The 25,142-nt window shown below is 67.5% G+C and carries 29 protein-coding genes; all 29 read left to right on the top strand.

Annotated features, from left to right (window positions below; all coding sequences use genetic code 11):
* The first annotated feature begins 25 nt into the window (after window positions 1-25).
* The 29 genes from nusG to ACGFIO_RS25350 all read left to right on the top strand — a co-directional run bounded on the left by nusG (window position 26) and on the right by ACGFIO_RS25350 (window position 25,139).
* On the top strand, window positions 26-760 hold the full coding sequence (gene nusG / locus ACGFIO_RS25490; RefSeq protein ID WP_392829236.1) for a transcription termination/antitermination protein NusG: 735 nt from the start codon (window positions 26-28) through the stop codon (window positions 758-760).
* 62 nt (window positions 761-822) lie between these two features.
* Window positions 823-1,536 (top strand): 50S ribosomal protein L1, encoded by a 714-nt coding sequence (gene rplA / locus ACGFIO_RS25485; protein ID WP_392829234.1) that lies wholly within the window; start codon window positions 823-825, stop codon window positions 1,534-1,536.
* 65 nt (window positions 1,537-1,601) lie between these two features.
* Window positions 1,602-2,324 (top strand): ATP-binding cassette domain-containing protein, encoded by a 723-nt coding sequence (locus tag ACGFIO_RS25480; protein WP_392829233.1) that lies wholly within the window; start codon window positions 1,602-1,604, stop codon window positions 2,322-2,324.
* Window positions 2,321-3,019 (top strand): hypothetical protein, encoded by a 699-nt coding sequence (locus ACGFIO_RS25475; RefSeq protein ID WP_392829232.1) that lies wholly within the window; start codon window positions 2,321-2,323, stop codon window positions 3,017-3,019. Before ACGFIO_RS25480 ends, ACGFIO_RS25475 begins: the two co-directional genes overlap by 4 nt.
* A gap of 405 nt (window positions 3,020-3,424) precedes the next feature.
* Window positions 3,425-3,970 carry a 50S ribosomal protein L10 gene (rplJ, locus tag ACGFIO_RS25470; RefSeq protein ID WP_392829230.1) on the top strand — a complete coding sequence of 182 codons (546 nt, stop codon included), beginning with the start codon at window positions 3,425-3,427 and terminating at the stop codon, window positions 3,968-3,970.
* Window positions 3,971-4,026: 56 nt separating this feature from the next.
* Entirely contained in the window at window positions 4,027-4,410 is a 384-nt protein-coding gene (gene rplL / locus ACGFIO_RS25465) for a 50S ribosomal protein L7/L12 (RefSeq protein ID WP_392829228.1), read from the top strand.
* Window positions 4,411-4,883: 473 nt separating this feature from the next.
* Entirely contained in the window at window positions 4,884-8,324 is a 3,441-nt protein-coding gene (locus tag ACGFIO_RS25460; protein ID WP_392829226.1) for a DNA-directed RNA polymerase subunit beta, read from the top strand.
* 90 nt (window positions 8,325-8,414) lie between these two features.
* Window positions 8,415-12,302, top strand: a complete 3,888-nt coding sequence (locus ACGFIO_RS25455; protein ID WP_392829225.1) for a DNA-directed RNA polymerase subunit beta' — start codon at window positions 8,415-8,417, stop codon at window positions 12,300-12,302.
* A 70-nt stretch (window positions 12,303-12,372) separates the two neighbouring features.
* Window positions 12,373-12,714: a hypothetical protein gene (locus ACGFIO_RS25450; protein WP_392829551.1), complete on the top strand. Its 342-nt coding sequence runs from the start codon at window positions 12,373-12,375 to the stop codon at window positions 12,712-12,714.
* A 59-nt stretch (window positions 12,715-12,773) separates the two neighbouring features.
* On the top strand, window positions 12,774-13,232 hold the full coding sequence (locus ACGFIO_RS25445) for a hypothetical protein (protein ID WP_392829223.1): 459 nt from the start codon (window positions 12,774-12,776) through the stop codon (window positions 13,230-13,232).
* A gap of 371 nt (window positions 13,233-13,603) precedes the next feature.
* Window positions 13,604-13,978: a 30S ribosomal protein S12 gene (rpsL, locus tag ACGFIO_RS25440; protein ID WP_014440718.1), complete on the top strand. Its 375-nt coding sequence runs from the start codon at window positions 13,604-13,606 to the stop codon at window positions 13,976-13,978.
* Window position 13,979: 1 nt separating this feature from the next.
* The gene (gene rpsG, locus ACGFIO_RS25435; protein ID WP_392829221.1) at window positions 13,980-14,450 is read left to right on the top strand and encodes a 30S ribosomal protein S7; all 471 of its coding nucleotides are present in this window, start codon (window positions 13,980-13,982) and stop codon (window positions 14,448-14,450) included.
* A gap of 118 nt (window positions 14,451-14,568) precedes the next feature.
* Window positions 14,569-16,665, top strand: coding sequence for an elongation factor G (fusA, locus tag ACGFIO_RS25430; protein ID WP_392829219.1), 2,097 nt, complete (start codon window positions 14,569-14,571; stop codon window positions 16,663-16,665).
* A gap of 117 nt (window positions 16,666-16,782) precedes the next feature.
* A complete protein-coding gene (gene tuf, locus ACGFIO_RS25425) occupies window positions 16,783-17,976 on the top strand; it encodes an elongation factor Tu (protein WP_392829218.1) in 1,194 nt (397 codons plus the stop codon).
* 277 nt (window positions 17,977-18,253) lie between these two features.
* The gene (gene rpsJ / locus ACGFIO_RS25420) at window positions 18,254-18,562 is read left to right on the top strand and encodes a 30S ribosomal protein S10 (RefSeq protein WP_007073037.1); all 309 of its coding nucleotides are present in this window, start codon (window positions 18,254-18,256) and stop codon (window positions 18,560-18,562) included.
* Between the two features lie 13 nt (window positions 18,563-18,575).
* The gene (gene rplC, locus ACGFIO_RS25415) at window positions 18,576-19,226 is read left to right on the top strand and encodes a 50S ribosomal protein L3 (RefSeq protein WP_392829216.1); all 651 of its coding nucleotides are present in this window, start codon (window positions 18,576-18,578) and stop codon (window positions 19,224-19,226) included.
* A complete protein-coding gene (gene rplD / locus ACGFIO_RS25410) occupies window positions 19,223-19,870 on the top strand; it encodes a 50S ribosomal protein L4 (protein ID WP_392829214.1) in 648 nt (215 codons plus the stop codon). Before rplC ends, rplD begins: the two co-directional genes overlap by 4 nt.
* Window positions 19,867-20,169, top strand: a complete 303-nt coding sequence (rplW, locus tag ACGFIO_RS25405) for a 50S ribosomal protein L23 (RefSeq protein WP_392829212.1) — start codon at window positions 19,867-19,869, stop codon at window positions 20,167-20,169. Before rplD ends, rplW begins: the two co-directional genes overlap by 4 nt.
* 13 nt (window positions 20,170-20,182) lie before the next feature.
* Window positions 20,183-21,022: a 50S ribosomal protein L2 gene (gene rplB / locus ACGFIO_RS25400; protein WP_392829210.1), complete on the top strand. Its 840-nt coding sequence runs from the start codon at window positions 20,183-20,185 to the stop codon at window positions 21,020-21,022.
* Between the two features lie 13 nt (window positions 21,023-21,035).
* Window positions 21,036-21,317 (top strand): 30S ribosomal protein S19, encoded by a 282-nt coding sequence (gene rpsS / locus ACGFIO_RS25395; protein WP_392829208.1) that lies wholly within the window; start codon window positions 21,036-21,038, stop codon window positions 21,315-21,317.
* Between the two features lie 37 nt (window positions 21,318-21,354).
* Window positions 21,355-21,810, top strand: a complete 456-nt coding sequence (gene rplV / locus ACGFIO_RS25390; RefSeq protein WP_392829206.1) for a 50S ribosomal protein L22 — start codon at window positions 21,355-21,357, stop codon at window positions 21,808-21,810.
* Window positions 21,810-22,664 carry a 30S ribosomal protein S3 gene (gene rpsC / locus ACGFIO_RS25385; protein WP_392829204.1) on the top strand — a complete coding sequence of 285 codons (855 nt, stop codon included), beginning with the start codon at window positions 21,810-21,812 and terminating at the stop codon, window positions 22,662-22,664. The genes rplV and rpsC overlap by 1 nt, the downstream gene beginning before the upstream one ends.
* Window positions 22,665-22,667: 3 nt before the next feature.
* Window positions 22,668-23,093, top strand: a complete 426-nt coding sequence (gene rplP, locus ACGFIO_RS25380; protein ID WP_392829202.1) for a 50S ribosomal protein L16 — start codon at window positions 22,668-22,670, stop codon at window positions 23,091-23,093.
* A complete protein-coding gene (gene rpmC, locus ACGFIO_RS25375) occupies window positions 23,093-23,326 on the top strand; it encodes a 50S ribosomal protein L29 (RefSeq protein WP_392829201.1) in 234 nt (77 codons plus the stop codon). The genes rplP and rpmC overlap by 1 nt, the downstream gene beginning before the upstream one ends.
* Complete coding sequence (gene rpsQ, locus ACGFIO_RS25370) at window positions 23,323-23,601, top strand: 30S ribosomal protein S17 (protein ID WP_392829199.1); 279 nt, start codon at window positions 23,323-23,325, stop codon at window positions 23,599-23,601. Before rpmC ends, rpsQ begins: the two co-directional genes overlap by 4 nt.
* A gap of 95 nt (window positions 23,602-23,696) precedes the next feature.
* The gene (rplN, locus tag ACGFIO_RS25365) at window positions 23,697-24,065 is read left to right on the top strand and encodes a 50S ribosomal protein L14 (RefSeq protein WP_015619002.1); all 369 of its coding nucleotides are present in this window, start codon (window positions 23,697-23,699) and stop codon (window positions 24,063-24,065) included.
* Entirely contained in the window at window positions 24,062-24,382 is a 321-nt protein-coding gene (rplX, locus tag ACGFIO_RS25360; RefSeq protein ID WP_392829197.1) for a 50S ribosomal protein L24, read from the top strand. Before rplN ends, rplX begins: the two co-directional genes overlap by 4 nt.
* The gene (gene rplE / locus ACGFIO_RS25355) at window positions 24,382-24,951 is read left to right on the top strand and encodes a 50S ribosomal protein L5 (protein WP_392829195.1); all 570 of its coding nucleotides are present in this window, start codon (window positions 24,382-24,384) and stop codon (window positions 24,949-24,951) included. Before rplX ends, rplE begins: the two co-directional genes overlap by 1 nt.
* A gap of 2 nt (window positions 24,952-24,953) precedes the next feature.
* Window positions 24,954-25,139: a type Z 30S ribosomal protein S14 gene (locus tag ACGFIO_RS25350; RefSeq protein WP_106130632.1), complete on the top strand. Its 186-nt coding sequence runs from the start codon at window positions 24,954-24,956 to the stop codon at window positions 25,137-25,139.
* The last annotated feature ends 3 nt before the right edge of the window (window positions 25,140-25,142 follow it).

The raw sequence follows: 25,142 nt of genomic DNA, 5'->3' as shown, positions 1-25,142 counted from the left end.
AAGTATTTGATGGAAGTGAGCCAGCGTGCCTGATTACGACGACGAGACCGCCGAGACCACGGACGAGCAGTCCGCGGTGGCCACGGCGGCGAGCGACGAGTCGGTCGAGGCCGCCAGCCCCGCGCCCGAGCCGGTGGCGCCCGCCGCCGCGGCCGATGACGACGACGATTTCGACCCGGTCGCCGAGCTGCGGCAGAAGCTGCGGTACGCGCCCGGCGACTGGTACGTGGTGCACTCGTACGCCGGTTACGAGAACAAGGTCAAGACCAACCTCGAGACCCGCATCACCAGCCTCGACATGGAGGACTTCATCTTCCAGGTCGAGGTGCCGACCCGCGAAGAGGTCGAGGTCAAGAACGGCAAGCGCAACCAGGTGCAGGCCAAGGTCTTCCCGGGCTACATCCTGGTCCGGATGGACCTGACCCCCGAGTCGTACTCCTGTGTGCGCAACACCCCCGGAGTCACCGGCTTCGTCGGCGCCACCGACCGGGTCGACCGGCCGGCCCCGCTCTCGCTCGACGAGGTGCTCAAGTGGCTCGCCCCGGCCGTCGAGGCCGAGGAAAAGAAGGCGAAGCCCGAGATCAAGGTCCTCGACTTCGAGGTCGGCGACTCGGTCACGGTGACCGACGGCGCGTTCGCGTCGCTGCCGGCCTCGATCAGCGAGATCAACGCCGACCAGCAGAAGCTCAAGGTGCTGGTCTCCATCTTCGGCCGGGAGACGCCGGTCGAGCTGAACTTCAACCAGGTCGCCAAGATCTGAGTTTCTCGTGGGAGGGGCGGCGAACGGCGCCGTCCCGCCAACTACCACAGGAGTTAGTGGAAATGCAGCGCAGCAAGGGCTACCGCAAGGCAGCCGAGAAGATCGACCTGACCAAGCTGTACGAGCCCGCCGAGGCCGTCAAACTGGCCAAGGACGGCAGCTCCACCAAGTTCGACGCCACGGTCGAGGTGGCCATGCGGCTGGGCGTCGACCCGCGTAAGGCCGACCAGATGGTCCGCGGCGTCGTCAACCTGCCGCACGGCACCGGCAAGACCGCCCGGGTGATCGTCTTCGCCCAGGGCGCCAAGGCCGAGGAAGCCGTCGCGGCCGGCGCCGACGAGGTCGGCACCGACGAGCTCGTCGCCCGGATCCAGGGTGGCTGGCTGGACTTCGACGCCGCGATCGCGACGCCGGACCAGATGGCCAAGATCGGCCGGATCGCACGTATCCTCGGTCCCCGCGGCCTGATGCCGAACCCGAAGACCGGCACCGTCACCATGGACGTGACCAAGGCCGTCTCCGACATCAAGGGCGGCAAGATCACCTTCCGGGTGGACAAGCACTCCAACCTGCACCTGATCATCGGCAAGGCGTCGTTCAGCGCCGAGCAGCTGGTCGAGAACTACGGCGCAGTGCTCGACGAGGTCCTGCGGGCCAAGCCGTCCGCGGCCAAGGGCACCTACCTCAAGAAGGTCACCGTGACCACCACGATGGGCCCGGGCATCCCGGTCGACCCCAAGGTGGTCAAGGGCCTGCGCGAGAACGCGCCCGCCTGATCGTTCGCTGACAAAGGCCTCCGGGGACTCCCCGGAGGCCTTTGTCGTGTGGGAGGCTTCCGGCCGTGCGTTTCGACGGGGTGTGGTTCCGGTACGGCCGCCGGACCGAGTGGACGCTGACCGACGTCAACCTGGCCATCGAACCCGGCCAGACGATCGTCGTCCTGGGCCGCAACGGCGCCGGCAAGTCCACTCTGCTGCAGCTGGCCGCCGGTGTGCTGACCCCCGGCCGGGGCCGCGTCACCGACCGTCCCGCCGTGATCGGCTGGGTGCCCGAACGCTTCCCCGCCGACCAGCCGTTCACCGCCGAACGGTACCTGCGGCAGATGGCCGAGATCCGCGGCGGCACAGGCGTCGACGAGTGGTTCGAGCGGCTCCGGTTCGCCGAGCACCGCGATACCCGCCTGGCCGACCTCTCGAAAGGCACCGCGCAGAAGGTCGGCATCGTCCAGGCGCTCCTGCTCCCGCCCGGCCTGCTGGTGCTGGACGAGCCGTGGGAGGGCCTCGACTCGGTGGCCCGCGAGCTGATCCCCGAGATCGTCGCCGAGGTCACCGCGGCTGGGGGAGCGGTACTGGTCAGCGACCACCGCGGCGAGATCGCCCGGCTGCCCGGCGCGATCCGCTGGACGGTCACCGACGGCGCGGTCCGGCCCGGCGGTCCCGGCCCCGACGACCAAGACGTGATCATCGAGGTCGCGGCCCGCCGTTCCGAGGCCGACCGCACGATGGCCGAGCTGCGTGATTCCGGTCACCGTGTGCTGGGCGTACGGGCGGAGCAACGCAAATGACCTCACTGGTACGCATGCGCCTGGCCGCCTTCACCGGAAGCGGCCGCGTCGTCGCCCCCGCCATCCTCACCCTGGCCATCTTCGGCGTCCTCTACGGCGGCGGCGCCTCTCAGGCCGGCTCGGCCTACGGCTACTCCGCCACGGTGTTCTTCCCGGTTCTGGCCTGGACGACCAAACTGATCCTGGACACCGAACCCGACGTCCAGCGCCGCCTCGCCCGCATAGCCGTGGGCCCCCGCCGCGAGTGGCTGACCGGCCTGACCGCCGCCGCCCTGGCCGGCCTCCTCCTCTGCGCCGTAGCCCTGGTCGTCCCCTTAGCCGTCGGCGCCATCACCGGCCCGAAGCCCGGCACCCACCAGCCGTCCCTGCTCGCCGGCATCCTCCTCGGCGCCCTGGCCCACCTGCTGTCCCTGGCCGGCGCTCTGGCCCTGGGCGCCCTGTCCAGCCGGGTCGTGGCCGGCACCCTGGCCAAGGGCCTGATGATCCTGCTCGCCGGCATCATCCTGGTCATCGTCCTCGGCCTGTCCGGTTCCATCGCCCCCTGGCTGGTCCCGCCGGTCATGGCCACGGCCCGGGCCCTGAACGCCGACACCCTCCCCGCCGCGTCCCGCTTCCTGTTCCTGACGGCGTGGACCGCGGCCTGGTGTACCGCCACCCTGACCGCCTACGCCCGCCTCCGCTCCCGCCGCGCCTGACCCCTCCGGCGAGCAGTGCGAGAAGTGGTAGCCCGGGGCGGTATCCGGGCCCCGGACACCGCCCCGGGCTACCACTGAGGGTCGGCCGCCGGCGGGCGCGGCAGGGAGGGTGACCCGTGACGTAGGTCGCGGGCCGGGCGGGACGCCGCGATTTGGACGTGACGGGCGGGACGCGTACCCTTGCCTTCGAAGTTCCACCCAAAGACCGCTGGTCGCCGCAGTGAGCCGCCGAGAGACGGGTCGCCGCGGTCGAAAGTCCCGCACACGCGGGCGGCCCGCGCAGGGAGAGAACGGATGCGACCGGCCGCCGTCAGACGCGACCGATTCCGCCCCGTGGCCGCCCTGCGCCCGGGGCGTTTCTCGTGTTCGAGACCGATCAGCGTTTCGAGCATCGAGAGGAGGGACATGGCGGACAAGCCGGTCCGGGCCGACAAGGCCACTGCCGTCGCCGAGCTCACGGAGCAGTTCCGGAGCTCGTCGGCCACGCTGCTGACCGAGTACCGCGGCCTCACCGTCGCGGAGATCACGGAGCTGCGGCGCTCGCTGGGCAAGCAGACCAAGTACTCCGTGTCGAAGAACACGCTGGCGAAGCGTGCGGCTACCGACGCGGGCATCGAGGGCCTTGACGCGCTGTTCACCGGTCCTACCGCGCTCGCCTTCGTGGAGGGTGACCCGGTCGAGGCGGCCAAGGGCCTTCGAGCCTTCGCCAAGGACCACCCGGCCCTGCTGATCAAGGGCGGCGTCTTCGAGGGCAAGGCCATCTCGGCCGACGAGGTCAGCAAGATCGCCGACCTCGAGTCCCGTGAGGTGCTGCTGGCCAAGCTGGCTGGCGCCATGAAGGGCAACCTGACCAAGGCCGCGGGTCTGTTCCAGGCTCCGCTGTCGCAGGTGGCGCGCCTGGCCGCGGCCCTGCAGGAGAAGCGCGAGAAGGACGGTTCCGCCGAGGGCTGATGCCCTCCGCGCGGAGTGACTTACCACCACCAGGAAACAACGAAAGGTTGCCAGACATGGCGAAGCTCAGCACCGACGAGCTGCTCGACGCGTTCAAGGAGATGACGCTGATCGAGCTCTCCGAGTTCGTGAAGCAGTTCGAAGAGGTCTTCGAGGTCACCGCGGCCGCTCCGGTCGCCGTCGCGGCCGCCGGCCCGGCCGGTGCCGCCCCCGAGGCCGAGGTCGAGAAGGACTCCTTCGACGTCGTCCTCGAGGCCGACGGCGGCAAGAAGATCCAGGTCATCAAGGTCGTGCGCGAGCTGACCGGCCTGGGCCTCAAGGAGGCCAAGGACGCCGTCGAGGCCGCCCCCAAGGCGATCCTCGAGGGTGTCAACAAGGAGAAGGCCGAGGAGGCCAAGGCCAAGCTCGAGGGCGAGGGCGCCAAGGTCACCCTCAAGTGACCTGAGCATCCCGACCGCGATGGCGGGGACCCGGAAGGGTCTCCGCCATCGGCCTTTCGACCCCCGCAAAGCCCCGCAAGATCCACCAATCGTGCGTTATGGTCGCTATGCCGCGTCCGATGGGCGACGGCACAGGGCGGAACCCTTGACTGAGTGTCCGCTGACGGGCACGCTGACTAGAGCAAGTTCCGCGCTTGCGACCGCCCACCGATGGGGTATTCCCCATCCGGGCACCGAGGGACAAGGCTTGCGTTCCGAGCGGCGTTACGCCTGCTCCGCAGCGTCCTGAGGTTGGGGCTGGACAGCGGTTGGCCGAGCGGCTACACTGCTAGTTTGCGCTGCCTTCTGCCTGGATCCCTGCCGTCATATCCATCCGGATAATTGTCGGGGGGTCCATTGGAGTGCACGCAGACACCTCGCACACCCGCAGCTCAAAGCCGCAATCGCAGCACCGGTCCTCGGAAGGACGCATCTTGGCAGCTTCCCGCCCTGCGAAGACCAGCCGTACGTCGAGCGCCTACGCTCCCCGCCGTATCTCTTTCGGCAGGATCACCGAGCAACTTGAGGTTCCCAACCTCCTGGCCATCCAGACCGAGTCTTTTGACTGGCTGGTGGGCAACGAGGCATGGCAGGCCCGATCGACGGACGACCCGCACGCCCACTCGGGCCTCGCAGAGATCCTCGAAGAGATCAGTCCCATTGAGGACTTCTCCGGCACAATGTCGCTGTCCTTCTCGTCTCCCCGATTCGACGAGGTCAAGGCCTCGATCGAGGAGTGCAAGGAGAAGGACCTGACCTACTGCGCGCCACTGTTCGTGACCGCGGAGTTCACCAACAACACCACTGGCGAGATCAAGAGCCAGACGGTGTTCATGGGTGACTTTCCGATGATGACCCCCAAGGGGACGTTCGTCATCAACGGCACCGAGCGCGTCGTGGTGAGTCAGCTCGTCCGGTCCCCCGGTGTGTACTTCACCAAGGAACCGGACAAGACCTCCGACCGCGACCTGTCGAGCGTCAAGGTCATCCCGAGCCGGGGTGCCTGGCTCGAGTTCGACATCGACAAGCGCGACACGGTCGGCGTCCGGATCGACCGCAAGCGCCGGCAGGCCGTCACCGTCCTGCTCAAGGCGATCGGTTGGTCGGCCGACCAGATCCGTGAGCGTTTCGGCTGGTCCGAGCTTCTCATGACGACGCTGGAGAAGGACCACATCGCCGGGCAGGACGAGGCCCTGCTCGACATTTACCGCAAGCTCCGCCCTGGCGAGCCCCCGACCCGGGAGAACGCCCAGACCCTGCTCGACAACCTCTTCTTCAACCCGAAGAGGTACGACGTGGCCAAGGTCGGGCGCTACAAGTTCAACAAGAAGCTCGACATCGACGTCCCGATCGTCCGGGGCACGCTGACCGAGGAAGACATCGTCAAGACGGTGGACTACCTCGCTCGGCTGCACGCCGGCGAGGAGGGCTACGAGGCCGACGACATCGACCACTTCGGCAACCGGCGTCTGCGTACGGTCGGCGAGCTCATCCAGAACCAGGTGCGTGTCGGCCTGTCCCGGATGGAGCGCGTGGTCCGTGAGCGCATGACGACCCAGGACGTCGAGGCGATCACGCCGCAGACCCTGATCAACATCCGCCCCGTGGTGGCGGCGATCAAGGAGTTCTTCGGCACCTCGCAGCTGTCGCAGTTCATGGACCAGACCAACCCGCTGGCGGGTCTGACCCACCGGCGCCGGCTGAGCGCGCTCGGCCCGGGCGGTCTGTCCCGTGAGCGGGCGGGCTTCGAGGTCCGTGACGTGCACCCGTCCCACTATGGCCGGATGTGCCCGATCGAGACCCCGGAAGGCCCGAACATCGGCCTGATCGGTGCCCTCTCGACCTTCGCACGGGTGAACCCGTTCGGTTTCATCGAGACCCCGTACCGCCGGGTCGAGAACGGCCGGGTCACGGACGAGGTCAACTACCTGACCGCGGACGAGGAGGACCGTTACATCAAGGCGCAGGCGAACGCCACGCTGAAGAGTGACGGCACCTTCGCCGACGACCGCGTCCTGGTCCGCCGGAAGGGCGGTGAGGTCGACTACGTGCCGGGCACGGAGGTCGACTACATGGACGTGTCACCGCGGCAGATGACCTCGGTCGCCACCGCGATGATCCCGTTCCTCGAGCACGACGACGCCAACCGCGCCCTGATGGGTGCGAACATGCAGCGTCAGGCGGTTCCGCTGGTCAAGGCCGAGGCGCCGCTGGTGGGTACGGGCATGGAGTACCGCGCCGCGGTCGACGCCGGTGACGTGGTCGTCGCCGAGGTCGGCGGCGTCGTCGAGGACCTGTGCGCCGACTACGTGACGGTGCACCAGGACGACGGCCACCGTCGCACCTACCTGCTGCACAAGTTCCGCCGCAGCAACGCCGGCTCCTGCGTCAACCAGAAGCCGGTGGTGTTCGAGGGCGACCGGGTCGAGGCCGGCCAGGTCATCGCCGACGGACCGTGCACCGACGAGGGGGAGATGGCCCTCGGCCGCAACCTGCTCGTCGCGTTCATGTGCTGGGAGGGCCACAACTACGAGGACGCGATCATCCTGTCGCAGCGCCTCGTGCAGCAGGACGTCCTCACCTCGATCCACATCGAGGAGCACGAGGTCGACGCCCGCGACACCAAGCTGGGCCCGGAGGAGATCACCCGCGACATCCCCAACGTCAGCGAAGAGATGCTGGCGGACCTGGACGAGCGGGGCATCATCCGGATCGGCGCCGAGGTCGTCCCCGGCGACATCCTGGTCGGGAAGGTCACGCCCAAGGGCGAGACCGAGCTGACCCCGGAGGAGCGGCTGCTGCGCGCGATCTTCGGTGAGAAGGCCCGGGAGGTCCGGGACACCTCGCTGAAGGTGCCGCACGGCGAGACCGGCACGGTGATCGGTGTCCGCACGTTCTCCCGCGAGGACGGCGACGAGCTGCCCCCGGGCGTGAACGAGCTGGTCCGTGTGTACGTGGCTCAGAAGCGCAAGATCCAGGACGGTGACAAGCTCGCCGGCCGGCACGGCAACAAGGGCGTCATCTCGAAGATCCTGCCGGTCGAGGACATGCCGTTCCTCGAGGACGGCACCCCGGTCGACATCGTGCTCAACCCGCTCGGCGTGCCGAGCCGGATGAACATCGGCCAGGTCCTGGAGACCCACCTCGGGTGGATCGCCAAGACCGGCTGGGAGGTCGAGGGCGACGACGCGGAGTGGAAGCGGCAGCTGCGGGCCATCGAGGCCCACGAGTCGCCGAAGGACATGAACGTCGCCACCCCGGTCTTCGACGGTGCCCAGGAGGAGGAGATCAAGGGCCTCCTGGAGTCGACCCTGGTCAACCGTGACGGCAAGCGGCTGGTCAACGGTGACGGCAAGGCGCAGCTGTTCGACGGTCGTTCCGGCGAGCCGCTGCCCGACCCGATCGCGGTCGGCTACGTGTACATCCTGAAGCTGAACCACCTGGTCGACGACAAGATCCACGCTCGGTCGACCGGCCCGTACTCGATGATCACGCAGCAGCCGCTGGGTGGTAAGGCGCAGTTCGGTGGCCAGCGGTTCGGCGAGATGGAGTGCTGGGCCATGCAGGCCTACGGCGCGGCCTACGCGTTGCAGGAACTGCTGACCATCAAGTCCGACGACGTGCTGGGTCGCGTGAAGGTCTACGAGGCCATCGTCAAGGGCGAGAACATCCCGGAGCCGGGCATCCCCGAGTCCTTCAAGGTGCTGCTCAAGGAACTGCAGTCGCTGTGCCTGAACGTTGAGGTGCTGTCCAGCGACGGTGTGGCCCTGGAGATGCGCGAGACGGACGACGAGGTCTTCCGGGCCGCGGAGGAACTCGGCATCGACCTGTCCCGGCGCCCGAACGAGGGCGTCAGCAGCGTCGAAGAGATCTGACGGAGTGCGGCGTCCGGGGCTTGACGGCCCCGGACGCCGCCCCGCCGGCCTGGAATTTATCCGAGCAACGAAACACGAGGGATAGTCCAAGTGCTCGACGTCAACTTCTTCGACGAGTTGCGCATCGGCCTGGCTACTGCTGACGACATCCGCCAGTGGTCGCACGGCGAGGTCAAGAAGCCCGAGACGATCAACTACCGCACGCTCAAGCCCGAGAAGGACGGACTCTTCTGCGAGAAGATCTTCGGTCCGCAGCGGGACTGGGAGTGCTACTGCGGCAAGTACAAGCGGGTCCGGTTCAAGGGCATCATCTGTGAGCGCTGCGGCGTCGAGGTGACCCGGTCCAAGGTCCGCCGTGAGCGCATGGGCCACATCGAGCTGGCCGCGTCGGTCACGCACATCTGGTACTTCAAGGGTGTGCCGAGCCGGCTGGGCTACCTGCTCGACCTGGCGCCCAAGGATCTCGAGAAGATCATTTACTTCGCTTCGTACGTGGTCACCAAGGTCGACGCCGAGGCGCGTCACCGCGACATGTCCACGATCGAGAACGAGATCTTCGCCGAGAAGCGGCAGAGCGAGAACGGCCGCGACTCGGAGATCGAGAAGCGCGCCGCCAAGCTCGAGCAGGACCTGGCCGAGCTGGAGGCCGAGGGCGCCAAGGCCGACGTCCGCCGCAAGGTCAAGGAGGCCGGCGAGCGGGAGATGCGCCAGATCCGCGACAAGGCGCAGCGCGAGATCGACCGGCTCGACGAGGTGCTCGACACCTTCCGCAAGCTGGACGCCAAGCAGCTGGTCACCGACGAGTTGCTGTACCGCGAGCTCCGGGACCGCTTCGGCGAGTACTTCGAGGGCGGCATGGGCGCCGAGGCGATCAAGGCGCTGCTGCAGAACATGGACCTGGACGCCGAGGCCGAGTCGCTGCGGGAGACCATCCGCAGTGGCAAGGGCCAGCGCAAGATCCGTGCGCTCAAGCGGCTCAAGGTCGTCGCCGCGTTCCTGAACACCCGCAACTCGCCGCTGGGCATGGTGCTGGACTGCGTTCCGGTCATCCCGCCCGACCTGCGTCCGATGGTGCAGCTCGACGGTGGCCGGTTCGCCACCAGCGACCTGAACGACCTGTACCGCCGCGTGATCAACCGGAACAACCGGCTCAAGCGTCTGATCGACCTGGGCGCGCCCGAGATCATCGTGAACAACGAGAAGCGGATGCTGCAGGAGGCCGTCGACGCGCTGTTCGACAACGGCCGCCGCGGCCGGCCGGTCACCGGCCCGGGTAACCGTCCGCTGAAGTCGCTGTCCGACATGCTCAAGGGCAAGCAGGGCCGGTTCCGGCAGAACCTGCTGGGCAAGCGCGTCGACTACTCCGGCCGTTCGGTCATCGTCGTCGGCCCGCGGCTCAAGCTGCACCAGTGCGGTCTGCCCAAGCAGATGGCGCTGGAGCTGTTCAAGCCGTTCGTGATGAAGCGCCTGGTCGACCTGAACCACGCGCAGAACATCAAGTCGGCCAAGCGGATGGTCGAGCGTCAGCGGCCGGTCGTGTGGGACGTCCTCGAAGAGGTCATCAGCGAGCACCCGGTGCTGCTGAACCGCGCGCCGACCCTGCACCGCCTGGGCATCCAGGCCTTCGAGCCGCAGCTGGTCGAGGGCAAGGCGATCCAGATCCACCCGCTCGTCTGCACCGCGTTCAACGCGGACTTCGACGGTGACCAGATGGCGGTGCATGTGCCGCTGTCGGCCGAGGCGCAGGCCGAGGCCCGGATCCTGATGCTCTCGTCGAACAACATCCTCAAGCCGGCCGACGGCAAGCCGGTGACCATGCCCACCCAGGACATGATCATCGGGCTGTACCACCTGACCCACCTCACGCCGGGCGGCGTGGGCGAGGACCGGGTGTTCAGCTCGGACGCCGAGGCCCGGATGGCGTTCGACAACGGCGAGCTGCACCTCCAGTCGCCGATCAAGATCCGGCTCCAGGAGATCGTCGGCGTCGACAACGGCAAGGCGGCCGCCTGGGAGCAGCCGGAAGGCTGGCAGCCGGGCGACCAGGTGGTGATCGAGACCACGCTCGGCCGGGTGCTGTTCAACGAGACCCTGCCGCCGGGCTACCGGTTCGTGAACTACGAGATCCGCAAGGGCCAGTTGTCGGCGATCGTCAACGACCTCGCCGAGCGCTTCCCCAAGGTCGCCCTGGCCGCGACCCTGGACGCGCTCAAGGAGGCCGGCTTCCACTGGGCCACCTGGTCCGGTGTGACGATCGGCATGGGCGACGTCATCGGCCCCCCGCGCAAGCCGGAGATCCTGCAGCGCTACCAGGTCGAGGCCGACCGGATCGACAAGCAGTACCAGCGTGGTCTGATGACCGCCGAGGAACGTCGCGGCGAGCTCATCGAGATCTGGACCAAGGCGACCAACGAGATCTCCAAGGAGATGGAGACCGCGCTGCCGCAGGAGAACCCGCTCTGGGTGATGATCAACTCCGGCGCTCGCGGTAACCTCCTCCAGCTCCGGCAGATCGCCGCGATCCGTGGTCTGGTGGCCAACCCCAAGGGCGAGATCATCCCGCGGCCGATCACGTCGTCGTACCGCGAGGGTCTGACCGTTCTGGAGTACTTCATCTCCACGCACGGTGCACGGAAGGGTCTGGCCGACACCGCGCTGCGTACCGCCGACTCGGGTTACCTGACCCGTCGTCTGGTCGACGTGTCGCAGGACGTCATCATCCGCGAGGAGGACTGCGGCACCGACCGCGCGATCCCGATGCCGGTGATGGTGCGCAACCAGGGCGGCGAGCTGGAACTGGACTCGCACGCCGAGACCGGCATCCACGCCCGGACCATCGCCGACGACATCACCGATGCCAGCGGTAACGTCGTCGTCGCCCGCGGCGAGGACCTGAACTCGATCCTGGTCGACAAGCTGATCGCCCTGAACGTCGAGAACATCCGGGTGCGCAGCGTGCTGACCTGCGAGTCCAAGCTGGGTGTGTGCGCGGCCTGCTACGGCCGGTCGCTGCCGACCGGTAAGTCGGTCGACATCGGCGAGGCGGTCGGCATCATCGCGGCCCAGTCCATCGGTGAGCCGGGTACGCAGCTGACGATGCGTACCTTCCACACCGGTGGTGTCGCGGGTGAGGACATCACCCAGGGTCTGCCGCGTGTCCAGGAGATCTTCGAGGCCCGCGTGCCCAAGGGCAAGGCGCCCATCGCCGACACCCCGGGACGCGTGCGGATCGAGGACGGCGAGCGGTCCCGCAAGATCGTCGTCATCCCGGACGACGGCAGCGAAGAGATCGTGTACGACAAGATCTCGAAGCGCGTCAAGCTGCGGTTCCACGACGGCGACCACGTCGGCGTGGGCGAGAAGCTGACCGAGGGCACCATCGATCCGCACGAGCTTCTGCGGATCATGGGTCCGCGGGCGGTCCAGGTCCACCTGACCCAGGAGGTCCAGGAGGTCTACCGCTCGCAGGGTGTGCTCATCCATGACAAGCACATCGAGATCATCATCCGCCAGATGCTCAAGCGGGTGACGGTCATCGACTCGGGTGCCGCGGAGTTCCTGCCGGGCATCCTGGTCGACCGGGCGCTCTTCGAGTCGGAGAACCGCCGGATCGTGGGCGAGGGTGGCGAGCCCGCCGCCGGTCGCCCGGTGCTGATGGGTATCACCAAGGCCTCGCTGGCCACCGACTCCTGGCTCTCGGCGGCCTCCTTCCAGGAGACCACCCGGGTGCTGACCGACGCGGCGATCAACTCGCGCAGCGACTCGCTGGTCGGCCTCAAGGAGAACGTGATCATCGGAAAGCTCATCCCGGCCGGTACGGGCATCAGCAAGTACCGCAACATCCGGGTCGAGCCGACCGAGGAGGCCAAGGCCAAGGTGTACTCGATGACCGGGTACCCGGAGACCGACTACGGCTTCGGGCCGGCCAGCGGGCAGGCTGTGCCGCTGGACGACTTCGACTTCGGGTCGTACCGCTAAGGTCTGAACGCATCGGAGGGCGGTCGCGCGTGAGTGCGGCCGCCCTCCGGGCTTTAATGGGTACGTGAGTATGCCTGCCGCCGCGCCCACCCGGCACCCCTTGGACCCGGAGCCGGCGTCGTCCACGAAGGCCCGGGCCGTCTTCGCGCTCGGTCTGGCCGCGTTGCTCACCGGCGCGATGATCGGCGGGGTGATCCCGGCCACGATCGCCCTCGTGCTGGCCCGTCAGACGCATCGCGAGCAGTTCGCCTCGGCCGGTTACCTGACCGGCAACAAATGGGTCCGCCACGGCCGGAAGCTGGCCTGGGCGGGCATCGTGCTGGCCCTGGCGGCCCTGGTCGTGGCCGGCATCGCCGGCCTTCTGCACCTGGCCACCCCGGGCGGTCAGGACTTCGACACCAATACCGACTGATCGCACCGGCCGCACTGACCGGGCTGCACGTTTTCACCTTCGAGTGACAAGCTTGAGGCATGACGTACTCGGGTTACCCGGCTCCGCAGGCCCCGCCGCCCCCTCCGGAGGACGGGCGCTGGCAGCCGGCCCGGGTCGATCCCGTCCCCGGCACTGAGTACGGCCTGGTCCAGATTCAGGTCCGGCCGGTCGTCTCCGGGCTGGCCACCGGTTCGATGATCGCCGGCATCGGTTCGATCCTGGTCTCGTTGCTCGTCCTGTGCTTCGGCTCGGCCGGTTCCTCGGCGGGCTGGGGTGGCTGGGTGGCCGGCGCGTTCACCGTTCTGGCGGTGCTCCTGGGCGGCGGGGCGATGGCCGTCGGATACACCGCCATGCGACAGATCCGCAGGTCAGGGCGCGAGGGCAAGCTGCGTTTCGTCGGCTGGGGGCAGGCCATGGCCGGTCTGGCCTGTGGCGGAACGGGCGTGGGAATAGCCGTGCTCGCGCTGGGGTTCTCCCTCCTGGTGCAAGTGTCCTGACGGTGCTGCCTTGCGGATTCGGGACACCCGGTACACTTGACCCTGCGGAGATATCCATCATGGCTGGCGGGGTTCGTTTTGACCGCTGAGCATGTGGTGGGTAATCTTCCTCCTTGTGCCTGGGCTTGCCCGGGCAAGTCGTGCGTGCGCCCAGAGTCGTAGGCAAGACCAGGGCAGCAGCATGACTCGGGCAGGAGCCCGATGACAGATACAAAACTCGGCGTGCGTTCAGCGACGCGCGGCGGGACCGTGAGCCGGACGACACGCCCGACCGCGGGTGCCGGACGATCCCCCCGGGTCGTACGACACACAAGGCATACGAAGACGGTGCGGCCGCAGCAGGAAGCGGCCGAAGGGAGCGGAGAAACCCGGTGCCCACGATCCAGCAGCTGGTCCGAAAGGGCCGTCAGGCGAAGACGAGCAAGACCAAGACGCCGGCGCTGAAGGGAAGCCCTCAGCGGCGCGGCGTGTGCACGCGCGTCTACACAACCACCCCCAAGAAGCCCAACTCTGCGCTGCGCAAGGTCGCTCGTGTGAAGCTCAGCAGCCAGATCGAGGTGACCGCGTACATCCCGGGCGTCGGCCACAACCTGCAGGAGCACTCGATCGTGCTCGTGCGTGGCGGCCGTGTGAAGGACCTCCCGGGCGTCCGCTACAAGATCGTTCGTGGTTCGCTGGACACCCAGGGTGTCCGCAACCGCAAGCAGGCCCGCAGCCGTTACGGCGCCAAGAAGGAGAAGAGCTGACATGCCGCGTAAGGGCCCCGCGCCGCGCCACCCGGTGGTAGCCGACCCGGTCTACAACTCGCCGTTGGTCACCCAGCTGGTGAACAAGATCCTGGTCGGCGGCAAGCGTCAGCTCGCCGAGCGCATCGTCTACGGCGCCCTCGAGGGTTGCCGTGAGAAGAACAGCACCGACCCCGTGGTGACGCTCAAGCGCGCGATGGACAACGTCAAGCCGACCCTCGAGGTCCGCAGCCGCCGTGTCGGTGGCGCGACCTACCAGGTGCCGGTCGAGGTCCGCACCCCGCGGCAGACCACGCTGGGGCTGCGCTGGCTGGTTCAGTACTCCAAGGCCCGCCGCGAGAAGACCATGATCGAGCGTCTGCAGAACGAGCTGCTGGACGCGAGCAACGGCCTCGGCGCCGCGGTCAAGCGTCGCGAGGACACTCACAAGATGGCGGAGTCCAACAAGGCCTTCGCGCATTACCGCTGGTAATGAGAGTTTTTCAGGACCAGCCATGACCCCGACGGTCGCTGCCAGCTTCGCGCTTGGTCTCCACCGTCCTGAAAAATTCTCACCTAGCTGACGACGACGAAGACGAAGAGGGATTGAAGTGGCCGCCGCAGACGCGCTCGCCAACGTACGCAACATCGGCATCATGGCGCACATCGACGCTGGTAAGACCACGACGACCGAGCGCATCCTGTTCTACACCGGCATCACGTACAAGATCGGTGAGGTCCACGAGGGCGCGGCCGTCATGGACTGGATGGAGCAGGAGCAGGAACGCGGTATCACGATCACTTCCGCCGCCACCAAGTGCGAGTGGAAGGGTCACACGATCCAGATCATCGACACGCCGGGTCACGTCGACTTCACGGTCGAGGTGGAGCGGTCGCTGCGTGTTCTGGACGGTGCCGTCGCCGTGTACGACGGTGTGGCCGGCGTGGAGCCGCAGACCGAGAACGTCTGGCGGCAGGCGGACAAGTACAACGTCCCGCGGATGTGCTTCGTCAACAAGCTCGACCGCACCGGAGCGGACTTCTTCCGCTGCGTGCAGATGATGATCGACCGGCTGAACGCGACCCCGCTCGTGCTGCAGATCCCGATCGGGCTCGAGGGCGACCACATCGGCGTCGTCGACCTGATCGGTATGCGCGCGCTCACCTGGCGTGGTGAGACCCAGAAGGGTGAGGACTACGCGATCGAGGAGATCCCGGCCGACCTGGTCGACTCCGCGAACGAGTGGCGCGAGAAGCTGATCGAGACCTTGGCCGACGTCGACGACGCGGTCATGGAGAAGTACCTCGAGGGCGAGGAGCTCTCGGTGGACGAGATCAAGGCCGCCATCCGGCGGTCGACGATCGCCAGCAAGGCGAACCCGGTGCTCTGCGGTTCGGCGTTCAAGAACAAGGGCGTTCAGCCCATGCTCGACGCCGTCGTGGACTTCCTGCCGTCGCCGCTGGACATCCCGGCCATCGAGGGCACCGCGACCGACGGCGAGACGCCGCTGCTGCGCAAGCCGTCAAACTCGGAGCCGTTCTCCGGCCTGGCCTTCAAGATCCAGACCGACAAGCACCTCGGCAAGCTCACCTACTTCCGGGTGTATTCCGGAACGGTGGAGACCGGGTCCCAGGTGGTCAACTCCACCAAGGACCGCAAGGAGCGGATCGGCAAGATCTACCAGATGCACGCGAACAAGCGTGAGGAGCGTTCGTCGGCGCAGGCCGGCGACATCATCGCGGTGCAGGGTCTGAAGCAGACCACCACCGGCGATACGCTCTGCGACCCGCAGAACCCGGTCATCCTGGAATCGATGACGTTCCCGGAGCCGGTCATCCAGGTCGCCATCGAGCCGAAGACCAAGTCCGACCAGGAAAAACTCGGCGTCGCGATCCAGCGGCTGGCCGAGGAGGACCCGACCTTCCGCGTCTGGAACGACGAGGAGACCGGTCAGACCGTCATCGCCGGCATGGGCGAGCTGCACCTCGACATCCTCGTCGACCGCATGCGGCGCGAGTTCAACGTCGAGGCCAACATCGGCAAGCCGCAGGTGGCCTACCGCGAGACGATCCGGGGCACGGTCGAGAAGCTGGACTTCGTCCACAAGAAGCAGACCGGTGGTTCCGGCCAGTACGCGAAGGTCATCGTCAAGGTCGAGCCGTTGCCGCTCGAGGCCGACGGCCCCACGTACGAGTTCGTCAACGCCGTCACCGGTGGCCGCATCCCCAAGGAGTTCATCCCTTCGGTGGACGCGGGCGCCCAGGACGCGCTGCAGTACGGCGTGCTCGCCGGCTACCCGCTGGTCGGCGTCAAGCTGACCCTGCTGGACGGCCAGTACCACGAGGTCGACTCGTCCGAGATGGCGTTCAAGATCGCCGGCTCGATGGTGATGAAGGAGGCGGCCCGCAAGGCCGACCCCGCGTTGCTCGAGCCGATGATGGCTGTCGAGGTGACCACGCCCGAGGACAACATGGGCGACGTCATCGGCGACCTCAACTCCCGCCGCGGCCTGATCCAGTCGATGGAGGAGCGCTCCGGCGCCCGCGTCGTCAAGGCTTCCGTGCCGCTGTCGGAGATGTTCGGCTACGTCGGCGACCTGCGGTCGAAGACTCAGGGCCGGGCGAGCTACAGCATGCAGTTCGACTCCTACGCCGAGGTTCCGGCCAACGTGGCGAAGGAGATCATCGCGAAGGCCACCGGAGCCTGATCGGTGAGGCACGTGCGGCCCGTCGTGGGCCGCACGTGCACAAGCAGTCGACAGAGTCCCCATCGCCTTATCGGGCGTGCCGGGCGATTAGAAAACCAAGTCCACAGGAGGACACCAGTGGCGAAGGCGAAGTTCGAGCGGACTAAGCCGCACGTCAACATCGGCACCATTGGTCACATCGACCACGGTAAGACGACGCTGACTGCGGCCATCACGAAGGTCCTGCACGATGAGTACCCGGACCTGAACCCGTACACCCCGTTCGACGAGATCGACAAGGCGCCGGAGGAGAAGGCCCGCGGCATCACGATCTCGATCGCGCACGTCGAGTACCAGACCGCGGCGCGGCACTACGCGCACGTGGACTGCCCCGGCCACGCCGACTACATCAAGAACATGATCACCGGTGCCGCCCAGATGGACGGCGCGATCCTGGTGGTCGCCGCGACCGACGGCCCGATGCCGCAGACCAAGGAGCACGTGCTCCTGGCCCGCCAGGTCGGTGTTCCGTACATCGTCGTCGCCCTGAACAAGAGCGACATGGTCGAGGACGAGGAGCTCCTGGAGCTCGTCGAGCTCGAGGTTCGCGAGCTGCTCAGCACCTACGAGTTCCCGGGTGACGACGTGCCGGTCGTGCGCGTCTCCGCCCTGAAGGCGCTCGAGGGTGACAAGGAGTGGAGCGGCAAGCTCATGGAGCTGATGAACGCGGTCGACTCCGCGATTCCGCAGCCCGAGCGCGACACCGACAAGCCGTTCCTGATGCCGATCGAGGACGTCTTCACGATCACCGGTCGTGGCACGGTCGTCACCGGTCGCGCGGAGCGCGGCATCCTCAAGCCGAACGAGGAGGTCGAGATCGTCGGCATCCGCGAGAAGTCGACGAAGACCGTCTGCACCGGCATCGAGATGTTCCGCAAGCTGCTCGACGAGGCCCGCGCGGGTGAGAACGTCGGTCTGCTGCTCCGCGGCATCAAGCGCGAGGACGTCGAGCGCGGCATGGTCGTGGTCAAGCCCGGCACGAGCACCCCGCACACGGAGTTCGAGGGCCAGGTCTACATCCTCTCGAAGGAAGAGGGCGGCCGGCACACCCCGTTCTTCCAGAACTACCGCCCGCAGTTCTACTTCCGCACCACGGACGTCACCGGCGTCGTCACGCTGCCCGAGGGCACCGAGATGGTCATGCCCGGCGACTCCACCACCATGTCGGTCAAGCTGATCCAGCCGATCGCCATGGACCAGGGCCTGAAGTTCGCGATCCGCGAGGGTGGCCGCACCGTCGGCGCCGGAACGGTCACGAAGATCAACGTCTGATCGCGACCCCCGATTAGCGTTGCCGCGATAGATACGGCATACTAGTCAGGTTGCGTCCGAGCGGGGTGGTCAGCCGCGATTGTGGCTGACCACCCTCGCCGGGTGTCCGGTGTGTTTTGAATGGCCGCCGGCGCCCCGACTTCCCGGTACAGAGGGTTGGGTCGTGCGCTGCATTACGTCAGTGAGCGCGACACGCCCGACCGCGGGGGTCGGACAAACAGGCGAAGGTTGGCCTTCGCGCACGTAGCGGCATCGAGAGAAGGAAACAGAAGCCATCATGGCGGGACAGAAGATCCGCATCCGGCTCAAGGCCTATGACCACGAGGTCGTCGACTCCTCGGCACGGAAGATCGTCGAGACGGTGACGCGTACCGGGGCGCAGGTTGCGGGCCCGGTGCCGCTGCCCACGGAGATCAACCGTTTCTGCGTGATCCGTTCGCCGCACAAGTACAAGGACTCGCGCGAGCACTTCGAGATGCGTACGCACAAGCGTCTGATCGACATCATCGACCCGACTCCGAAGACGGTCGACTCGCTCATGCGTCTCGACCTGCCGGCTGGCGTCGACATCGAGATCAAGCTGTAGGGATCTGCGACTAATGGACAGGCAAGTTAAGGGCATCCTGGGCGCCAAGCTCGGCATGACCCAGGTCTGGGACAACAACAAGGTCGTCCCGGTGACTGTGGTGCAGGCCGGCCCGTGCGTCGTGACCCAGGTCCGCACCCCCGAGACCGACGGCTACTCCGCGGTCCAGCTGGCGTACGGCGCCATCGACCCGCGCAAGGTGAGCAAGCCCAAGAGCGGCCACTTCGCCAAGGCCGACGTGTCGCCCCGGCGCCACGTCGTCGAGCTGCGTACCACCGACGCCGGTGAGTACGAGCTCGGCCAAGAGGTCACCGTCGAGACGTTCCCGGTCGGTTCGCCGATCGACGTCACCGGTAAGACCAAGGGCAAGGGCTACGCCGGCGTCATGAAGCGGCACGGCTTCCACGGCCTCAAGGCCAGCCACGGCGTCGAGCGCAAGCACCGCTCGCCGGGCTCCATCGGCGCCTGCGCGACCCCCGGTCGCGTGTTCAAGGGCGTACGGATGGCCGGCCGGATGGGCAGCCGCCGCTTCACCGTGCAGAACCTCACGGTGCAGGCGGTCGACACCGAGAACAACATCATCCTCGTCAAGGGCGCCGTTCCCGGCCCCAAGGGCGCGCTGATCCTGGTCCGCAGCGCCGCCAAGAAGGGCGGTGCCAAGTGAGCTCGGTCGACGTGATCAACGCGAAGGGCGAGAAGGCCGGCTCGGTCGAGCTGCCCGACCGCATCTTCGACGCGCAGGCCAACATTCCGCTGATGCACCAGGTCGTGGTGGCCCAGCTCGCGGCGGCCCGGCAGGGCACCGCGAAGGCCAAGACCCGCGGCGAGGTGGCCGGCGGCGGCAAGAAGCCGTACAAGCAGAAGGGCACCGGTCGCGCCCGCCAGGGCTCGATCCGCGCGCCGCAGTTCACCGGCGGTGGCGTCGTGCACGGTCCCGTGCCGCGCGACTACAGCCAGCGGACCCCCAAGAAGATGAAGGCCGCCGCCCTGCGTGGCGCCCTCTCTGACCGGGCCCGTGACGGCCGGGTGCACGTGGTCGAGTCGTTCATCGACGGCGACACCCCGTCCACCAAGGCGGCGCTGGCGGTGCTGCGCAAGGCCACCGAGAGCACCAAGGTGCTGGTCGTGCTGCACAGCGAGGACCACGTGGCGTGGTACTCGCTGCGTAACGACGCCGGCGTTCACCTGCTCGAGGCGGGTCAGCTCAACACGTACGACGTGCTGGTCGCCGACGAGGTCGTCTTCACCAAGGCCGGCCTCGACGAGTTCCTCGACCGGACCGAGACCTCCGGGGAGGGAGACAAGTGAGCACGATCGCCGACCCGCGGGACATCATCGTCGCGCCCGTGATCTCCGAGAAGAGCTACAGCGTTCTCGACCAGAACTGGTACACGTTCCTGGTCCACCCGGACGCCAACAAGACGCAGATCAAGATCGCGATCCAGCAGATCTTCGACGTCCGCGTACTGACCGTGAACACCGCCAACCGCGAGGGCAAGCGCAAGCGCACCCGGACCGGCTTCGGGCAGCGCAAGGCCACCAAGCGCGCGATGGTCAAGCTGGCGGAAGGCGACCGGATCGACGCCTTCGGCGGACCGGTCAGCTAAGGGGTTATGACTCATGCCTATCCGTAAGTACAAGCCGACCACGCCGGGCCGTCGCGGTTCGAGCGTCTCGGACTTCGCCGAGATCACCCGGTCCACGCCGGAGAAATCTCTGGTCGTCCCGCTGCCCAAGAAGGGTGGCCGCAACGTCCACGGCCGCATCACCACGCGGCACCAGGGCGGTGGCCACAAGCGTCAGTACCGGCTGATCGACTTCCGCCGGAACGACAAGGACGGCGTGCCGGCCAAGGTCGCGCACATCGAGTACGACCCCAACCGGACCGCGCGCATCGCGCTCCTGCACTACGCCGACGGCGAGAAGCGCTACATCATCGCGCCGAAGGACCTGAAGCAGGGCGACCGCGTCGAGGCGGGCCCGGGCAGCGACATCAAGCCCGGTAACAGCCTGCCGCTGCGCAACATCCCGGTCGGTACGACGGTCCACAACGTGGAGCTTCGTCCCGGCGGTGGCGCCAAGCTGGCCCGTTCGGCCGGCGTCGGCATCCAGCTGCTCGGTCGCGAGGGCGCGTACGCCACGCTGCGTATGCCCTCCGGTGAGATCCGTCGCGTCGACGTGCGCTGTCGCGCCACCGTCGGCGAGATCGGCAACGCCGACCAGTCGAACATCAACTGGGGCAAGGCCGGCCGCATGCGGTGGAAGGGCAAGCGCCCGACCGTCCGTGGTGTCGCCATGAACCCGATCGACCACCCGCACGGTGGTGGTGAGGGTAAGACCTCCGGCGGTCGCCACCCGGTCAACCCGGCCGGTAAGCCGGAGGGCCGTACCCGCCGCAAGGGCCAGGAGAGCGACAAGCTGATCGTTCGCCGCCGCTACGCCACCCGCAAGCGCGGGTAACGGGAGTTAAAAGATGCCTCGCAGCCTGAAGAAGGGCCCGTTCGTCGACGACCACCTGCTCAAGAAGGTGGAAGTCCAGAACGATAAGAACTCGAAGAACGTCATCAAGACCTGGTCGCGGCGCTCGACGATCATCCCCGACATGCTCGGGCACACGATCGCCGTGCACGACGGGCGCAAGCACGTCCCGGTGTTCATCACCGAGGCCATGGTCGGCCACAAGCTCGGCGAGTTCGCTCTGACCCGCACGTTCAAGGGTCACGAGAAGGACGACCGCAAGAGCCGTCGCCGGTAACAGACACACGGATTAAGAGGATTTAGGAGCTACAGCGATGCCAGTCAAGGGCGACGCTCCGGTGCTTCCGGGCGCGCGGGCGGTTGCGCGGCACGTGCGCCTCTCGCCGAACAAGGCACGCCGGGTGGTCAACCTCGTCCGCGGTCTGCCCGCGAAGGAGGCTCTCACCGTCCTGCAGTTCGCACCGCAGGCGGCCAGCGAGCAGGTCTACAAGGTGCTGGCCAGCGCGATCGCGAACGCGGAGAACAACGAGCGGCTCGACCCGGACGCACTCCTGGTCAGCGAGGCGTTCGTTGACGAGGGCCCGACGCTCAAGCGGTTCCGGCCGCGGGCGCAGGGTCGCGCGTACCGGATCCGCAAGCGCACCTGCCACATCACCATCGCGGTCGAGGCGGTCCAGGTGAGCCGTCCGGCCAAGAAGGCCGCACCGGCCAAAAAGGCCACTGCGGCCGCCGAGCCGAAGCCGGCCGAGACCACGGAGGACGCCGAGTAATGGGTCAGAAAGTTCACCCCACCGGGTTCCGCCTCGGCATCTCCACCGACTGGAAGAGCCGCTGGTTCGCGGACAAGCTCTACAAGGACTACATCGGCGAGGACGTCAAGATCCGCCGGATGATGTCCAAGGGCCTGGAGCGCGCCGGTATCTCCAAGGTGGACATCGAGCGCACCCGTGACCGGGTCCGCGTCGACATCCACACCGCCCGGCCGGGCATCGTCATTGGCCGTAAGGGCGCGGAGGCCGACCGCATCCGCGGCGAGCTCGAGAAGCTGACCGGCAAGCAGGTCCAGCTGAACATCCTCGAGGTCAAGTACCCCGAGTCGGACGCGCAGCTGGTCGCCCAGGCGGTGGCCGAGCAGCTGTCCAGCCGGGTCAGCTTCCGTCGCGCGATGCGCAAGGCCATGCAGTCGGCCATGAAGAACCCGATCTGCAAGGGCATCCGGGTGCAGGTCTCCGGCCGTCTCGGCGGCGCGGAGATGAGCCGCACGGAGTTCTACCGCGAGGGTCGCGTCCCGCTGCACACGCTGCGCGCCAACATCGAGTACGGCTTCTTCGAGGCCCGTACCACGTTCGGCCGGATCGGCGTCAAGGTGTGGATCTACAAGGGTGACGCCGTCGCCGGTCGCGAGGCCGTGCAGGAGGCGCCCGCCCGTCCGCGCCGGGACCGTGCCGAGCGTCCCGCCCGTCGTGGCCGTTCCGGTTCGTCCGGCACGACCGCGGGCGGCACCGAGGCCGGCCGTGCCGCGGCCCAGGCGCGGGGTGGCGACGCCCCGTCCGGTGAGCCGGCTTCCGACGCGGCCACCGCCGCGGCGCCGGCCACCGCCGACCCGCAGCCGAAGGAGGGCTGACACATGCTGATGCCGCGCAAGCCCCCGAAGGGCTTCCGTAAGCCGCACCACCCGGACCGCCACGGCGCGTCCAAGGGCGGCAACCGGGTGGTCTTCGGCGAGTTCGGTATCCAGGCGCTGGAGCCGGCCTACGTGACCAACCGGCAGATCGAGTCGGCTCGTATCGCCATGACCCGCCACATCAAGCGTGGCGGCAAGGTGTGGATCTCGATCTTCCCGGACCAGGCGCTGACCAAGAAGCCCGCCGAGACCCGGATGGGTTCCGGTAAGGGCTCGCCCGAGTGGTGGGTGGCCAACATCAAGCCCGGCCGGATCCTGTTCGAGATGTCGTTCCCGAACGAGACGGTGGCGCGCGAGGCGATGCGCCGCGCGATCCACAAGCTGCCGATGAAGTGCCGCATCGTGACGCGTGAAGGAGTGGAGGGCTGATGGCAGCGGGCGTTAAGGCAGCCGAGCTGCGCGACCTCTCCGACGAGGATTTGATCGCGAAGCTGCGGGAGGCCAAGGCGGAGCTGTTCAACCTCCGCGTGCAGGGCGCTACCGGCCAGCTGGACAACCACCGCCGGCTCCAGGTGGTCCGCAAGGACATCGCCCGGATCTACACGATCATGCGTGAGCGGGAGCTGGGTCTCTCGGCCGCGCCGGATGAGGTGACCGCATGAGTGACAACACCACCACTGACGCCACGCGGGCCCGGCGCAAGGTGCGCGAGGGTCTCGTCGTCAGCGACAAGATGGACAAGACCGTCGTCGTCGAGGTCGAGGACCGCGTCAAGCACGCCCTCTACGGCAAGGTGCTCCGGCGGACCCGCAAGCTGAAGGTGCACGACGAGCAGAACGCGTGCGGCATCGGCGACCGGGTTCTGATGATGGAGACCCGTCCGCTGTCCGCCACCAAGCGGTGGCGGGTCGTGGAGATCCTCGAAAAGGCCAAGTGAGTACGCCGGGCCGGCTCGTTCCGGCCCGGCGAACCATCGTTCCGCCAAGCTCCGCCGCTCCGGCGGCGGAGAACTGGCAGACATAGGAGACAGACGTGATTCAGCAGGAGTCGCGACTCCGCGTCGCTGACAACACGGGTGCCCGGGAGATCCTGTGCATTCGGGTGCTCGGTGGCTCCGGTCGCCGCTACGCGAGCATCGGCGATGTGATCGTGGCCACGGTCAAGGACGCCATCCCGGGCGCCGGTGTGAAGAAGGGTGACGTCGTCAAGGCGGTCATCGTCCGCACCGCCAAGGAGAAGCGTCGTCCGGACGGCTCGTACATCCGCTTCGACGAGAACGCCGCCGTGATCATCAAGGACGGCGGGGACCCCCGCGGCACGCGTATCTTCGGGCCGGTCGGCCGCGAGCTGCGCGACAAGCGGTTCATGAAGATCATCAGCCTGGCGCCGGAGGTGCTGTGACCGTGAAGATCAAAAAGGGCGACACGGTCGTCGTCATCGCCGGCAAGGACAAGGGCGCCAAGGGCAAGGTCATCGCGGCCTACCCGACGCGTGACAAGGTCCTCGTCGAGGGCGTGAACCGCATCAAGAAGCACGAGCGCATCCGCACGACGCAGCGCGGCGCCAAGACCGGCGGCATCGTCACGCAGGAAGCCGCGATCCACATCTCGAACGTGCAGATCGTGGACTCGGACGGCAAGCCGACCCGGGTCGGTTACCGCATCGACGACAACGGCCAGAAGGTCCGCATCGCGCGTAGCAACGGTAAGGACCTGTGATGACCGCAGCCACCGAGACCAAGACCCTGCCCCGGCTCAAGCAGAAGTACCGCTCCGAGGTCATCTCCGCGATGCAGGAGCAGTTCCAGTACGGCAACCCGATGCAGATCCCCGGCCTGGTCAAGGTCGTGGTCAACATGGGTGTCGGCGAGGCTGCCCGGGACGCGAAGCTGATCGACGGCGCGGTCCGCGACCTGACCACGATCACCGGCCAGAAGCCGCTGATCCGCCGGGCGACCAAGTCCATCGCGCAGTTCAAGCTCCGCGAGGGCATGCCCATCGGCGCCAAGGTGACCCTGCGCAACGACCGGATGTGGGAGTTCCTGGACCGCCTGCTGTCCATCGCGCTGCCCCGTATCCGCGACTTCCGCGGCCTGGACGGGCGCAAGCTCGACGGTCACGGCAACTACACCTTCGGTCTGACCGAGCAGTCGGTGTTCCACGAGATCGACCAGGACAAGATCGACCGGACCCGCGGCATGGACATCACCGTGGTGACGACGGCCACGACCGACGACGAGGGCCGGGCGCTGCTCAAGCTCCTGGGCTTCCCGTTCAAGGAGAACTGAGCATGGCGAAGAAGGCCCTGATCCTGAAGGCTGCCGCGAAGCCCAAGTTCGCTGTGCGCGCGTACACCCGCTGCCAGCGTTGCGGCCGGCCGCACTCGGTGTACCGCAAGTTCGGTCTCTGCCGTGTGTGCATCCGCGAGATGGCGCACCGCGGCGAGCTCCCGGGCGTGTCGAAGGCTTCCTGGTAACCA

It is taken from the genome of Actinoplanes sp. NPDC049265 (assembly GCF_043197135.1).
Lineage (GTDB): Bacteria > Actinomycetota > Actinomycetes > Mycobacteriales > Micromonosporaceae > Actinoplanes.
This window is presented reverse-complemented; position numbering and strand designations above follow the sequence as displayed.